Source organism: Methanobrevibacter sp. (assembly GCF_045646045.1).
In the GTDB taxonomy this organism is placed as follows: Archaea; Methanobacteriota; Methanobacteria; order Methanobacteriales; family Methanobacteriaceae; genus Methanocatella.
In genome coordinates this window covers 1-3,834 of record NZ_JAZRJY010000137.1, presented here as the reverse complement: position 1 = coordinate 3,834, position 3,834 = coordinate 1, and the positions used below count along the sequence as shown (strand labels likewise).

Sequence of the window (3,834 nt, the reverse complement as noted above, 5' to 3'; positions counted from 1 at the left end):
AAATATGGTAATATTATTGGTATAAGGCGTTTGGCAGAAAGTATTTTTGATGATATTGATGAAGCAAATACCGAAATAATTGTAGATTTTGATAAAGTTGAATTTATAGGGCGTAGTTTCACACAGGAATATATACGACAGAAAAAAAAGCAGACTGCTACGGTTAAAGAAGTTAACCTTAGTGATGATAATCAAAAAATGATGGATTGGGTAATAAGAACATGGAAATAATATTTTTAACTAAAAAAAGTACTGTTTCAACATTTCTAAGCTTTCTTATTCTTTTTTTATTATTTAATTTAATTTTTTTTACTCTTTTTATTTATTCGCTCTTTCTTAATTAATTGTTTTCTTGATATGATACTTTTAATATATATTTACTAGAAATATTCAAACATGAAAATCATATTATTCCAATTATCACATTTCAGAAAATGATTTTTATCTAAAAACGAATACCCTAACCTCTACAGGTTAGGGATGGAAAGAAACTTTAGTGAATTTTAACCAGAAATTAAAAAAATACACGCCTATGCTGATACAATAAATTGGTTGCTGTTAAATACCAAAACTATAAATATTCATTTAGACATATAACCTTGTATGAATAGGAGTTTGAATAGAAATCATCATTCAGTATACCTTTTAACATATCATCTAGTGTTGGTTACCAAATATCGCAGAAAAGTCATCACTCAAGAAATATTTGATGAACTCACAAACATTTTTGAAAAGATATCGTTAAAATATAGTATTGAATTACAAGAAGCTAATTGGGATAATGACCATATTCATATACTGTTTGAAGCCACTCCAACTACTTCTTTGGTTAAATTCATTAATTCCTATAAAAGTGCTAGTAGTAGGTTAATTAAGAAAGATTTTCCAGAAATAAGAGACAAGTTATGGAAATCTGCCTTTTGGAAAACAGGTTATTTTATCACTACAACTGGTGGTGCAAATATCGAAACAATACAAAAATACATACAACAACAGAGGATAAAATGAAAGCAATTAATAAAGGATTGAAACTTCGCATTTATCCATCCGAAGATATTGTTCCATTCATCCACCAGTATATTGGTAATGCTCGTTTTGTATGGAATAACATATTAAGTCGATATAAAGACGAGTATGAATCCTCTAAGAATATCCACCCAACACTTTCTACATTCAACGCAATTCTCAAAGGGTTGAAAGAAGAATTTCTTTTTCTTAAGGAAGGTGAATCCACCAGTCTACAACAGGTAATTAGGGATTTAGTTCAAGCATTTAATAGTTTTTTCAGAGAAAACAATTCTTTTCCCAAATTCAAATCCAAAAAACATACTCGAAACTCATTTAGGTTACAAAATAATAACAACTCTATCAGAATAGACAAACATAAAATTAAACTGCCCAAACTTGGTTGGATAAAATTCAAAACAAGTAAAGAATATGAAGAGACAATATCAAATTCCAAAATTAACAATGCTACTGTTGAATTTAAAAATGGAAAATATTATGCTGTAGTTAATGTTGAAACAACACATAAATCATTATCTTATTCAAGTGGGGCTGTTGGTATTGATATGGGATTAAAAAAATTTGCAACTCTAAGTAATGGTCTGAAGATAGCCAATTTGGATGTTACTTATGAAGAGAAAATGATTCAAAAATACCAGAGAAGTCTCAGTAGAAAGAAGTATGGTAGCAATAACTACCGGAAAGAACTCAAAAAATACTGGAAATGGGTGGATAAGAAAAGCAACAAAACCAAAGATTATATTGACAAAACCACTCATAATATTGTTTCCGAGTATCAAACTATTTGTATGGAAACTCTTAACATTAAAGGGATGATGAAAAACAATAAATTATCTTCCAAATTACAAAGAATAAGTATCTACAAATTCATAGACACACTAAAATACAAGTCATCATGGAATGAAAGAAACTTCATACAAGTAGACAGATTTTACCCATCCAGTAAACTATGTAGTATGTGTGGTTACAAGTTTAACAATCTTTCTTTAGATATGAGAATATGGACTTGTCCTGATTGTAATACTACTCATGATAGGGATATTAATGCTGCTGTTAATATACTAAAAGAAGGTCTGAACATACTTTCAAAAGAATGTTAATTAAATACAATGAACCCATGGTGCGTGGGGGATAGCTTGGTATATTTAAGTTCATTGGAACTTATGACCCAAGAATCCCCTTCTTCTACAAGAAGGGGAGGTTCAAAATTGAAATTCTTCAAAGTGATGTTGAAATAGTTCGTGAAGTTGCTGCAATGAAAATTACTGATGAAAAAATATTGTTAGAAACAGCCAAAGATGATCCAAGCACCAAAGTTTGTGATATAGCCAAAGACAGATTAAAAGAATTATATCCCGACTCACTATACATAATTGATACAGAAAAAGTAAATGAGATTGAGGATGATTCCCGATTAATGGATGTTATCAATTATGCATTGGATTATAATGTTAAATTGGAAGCCGTTAAAAAAATCAACAGTCAAGAAGTATTGCTTAATATAATAGAAAGCTTTGATGACAGGAGCATATGTGAAGAAGCAGTTAAAAACCCTAACTTATCAGACCAGGAAAAAATTATAGACATAGCACGAAATCATGAGGATAACTTCATCAGAATAGAAGCCGTCAAAAAAATAGAAGATGAAAAAGTTTTGGCCTCTCTACTAGAAAACTTGGATTATTTTGACATTGAAAAAGATGTTGAAAGAATAGAAGATGAAAAGTTATTAATCTGCCTGGCAAAAAATGCTCAAAACAAGTATGCCAGAAGAGAAGCAACTATGAAAATCAAGGATGAAGAAACATTAATATATGTATTTGAACATGACTCGGAGACTATTGTTCGTTCACATACCATTAAAAATCCACACTTCACCAGTCAATCTCTTCTTGCAGGCATTGCAAATGACAGTAGCGAAGAAAACGATATTCGCAGATACGCCATAGAAAAAATAACAGATAAAGAAGCACTGCTGGCATTGTCTCATGATTCTACCTTTGAAGTGATTACAAATAGGGAATGTGTAGGATATAGTGACCATGATGGATATGAATATGAAGTAACACGTACCGAATGCTATCCTATTCGCGACACTGCATTATCCAGGCTGAAAGAATTAGGATATGAGTAATATGTTCTCATATTGAGTTAAATTAATATTATAAAAAACGTTAATCCTCCCCATTTTTCTTTTAATAATTATTATATTAACAATATTATCTTATTAAATAAGTATAATTTCATAAGCCTCCTTTTTTAGAGCTACCTAGTGCACCATAATCATCGTAGTCAGTGATTTCTTCATAATACCTGTCATAACCACCACCAAGTTTCTTATTTGCCTCTATTCTAACATTGTACTGTCTGATAAAAAGGCTGACATCTTCATGCTTTCTTTTTATGTATTTTAATCCTTTAATGAAATTTTATTTATTATCTTTATTTTTCCTGATTGAATATATTTTCCTTATTCTCATTTTAATTTATTTCTTGGCATTATCCGACAGATAGGCGTTAAAGAACCCTGGAAAAATAAATTCAGAGGAAGATAGATTCCAACTGAAAGAAACACTTAACAAACAGGCTGAAGAGTATATGGAAGACTTTCTAAGAAAATATAAATATCCATCAAGCCATAAACAATTAATAACAATAGTGTTTGAGGAGCACGTGGTTAAAATGGGTTTTTTAAACAATTTATTCAAACCAAAATATAAACACAGTGACTGGAAAATAAGACGTGAAGCAGTAAAAGAAATAAGTGATGAAAAAATATTAATTGACATAGCAAAAAGTGATGATTCA

5 protein-coding genes are annotated in these 3,834 nt (G+C 30.0%); all 5 read left to right on the top strand.

Features of this window, described 5'->3' with window-relative positions; all coding sequences use genetic code 11:
• Window positions 1–231 (top strand): STAS-like domain-containing protein (locus ACKI5C_RS09045; RefSeq protein WP_407432804.1); only part of this gene is annotated, 231 nt, incomplete at its 5' end.
• A 372-nt stretch (window positions 232–603) separates the two neighbouring features.
• Complete coding sequence (tnpA, locus tag ACKI5C_RS09040) at window positions 604–1,008, top strand: IS200/IS605 family transposase (protein WP_407432803.1); 405 nt, start codon at window positions 604–606, stop codon at window positions 1,006–1,008.
• Window positions 1,005–2,126 (top strand): RNA-guided endonuclease TnpB family protein, encoded by a 1,122-nt coding sequence (locus ACKI5C_RS09035; protein WP_407432802.1) that lies wholly within the window; start codon window positions 1,005–1,007, stop codon window positions 2,124–2,126. The genes tnpA and ACKI5C_RS09035 overlap by 4 nt, the downstream gene beginning before the upstream one ends.
• Before the next feature lie 155 nt (window positions 2,127–2,281).
• Window positions 2,282–3,160 (top strand): hypothetical protein, encoded by an 879-nt coding sequence (locus tag ACKI5C_RS09030; RefSeq protein ID WP_407432801.1) that lies wholly within the window; start codon window positions 2,282–2,284, stop codon window positions 3,158–3,160.
• Window positions 3,161–3,624: 464 nt separating this feature from the next.
• Window positions 3,625–3,834 (top strand): hypothetical protein (locus ACKI5C_RS09025; protein ID WP_407432800.1); only part of this gene is annotated, 210 nt, incomplete at its 3' end.